The organism is Citrobacter sp. Cf087 (genome assembly GCF_030334285.1).
In the GTDB taxonomy this organism is placed as follows: domain Bacteria; phylum Pseudomonadota; class Gammaproteobacteria; order Enterobacterales; family Enterobacteriaceae; genus Citrobacter; species Citrobacter freundii.
In genome coordinates, this window is sequence record NZ_JAOWED010000014.1 from 1 (window position 1) to 279 (window position 279).

1 rRNA gene is annotated in these 279 nt (G+C 51.3%); it reads left to right on the top strand.

From position 1 onward, the window contains the following. A 16S ribosomal RNA gene (locus OGV57_RS00055) occupies positions 1 to 269 on the top strand; the annotation flags it as partial. Between the last annotated feature and the right edge of the window lie 10 nt (positions 270 to 279).

Below are 279 nucleotides of genomic sequence, written 5' to 3' on the forward strand. Positions count from 1 at the left end.
AAGCGGACCTCATAAAGTATGTCGTAGTCCGGATTGGAGTCTGCAACTCGACTCCATGAAGTCGGAATCGCTAGTAATCGTGGATCAGAATGCCACGGTGAATACGTTCCCGGGCCTTGTACACACCGCCCGTCACACCATGGGAGTGGGTTGCAAAAGAAGTAGGTAGCTTAACCTTCGGGAGGGCGCTTACCACTTTGTGATTCATGACTGGGGTGAAGTCGTAACAAGGTAACCGTAGGGGAACCTGCGGTTGGATCACCTCCTTACCTTAAAGAA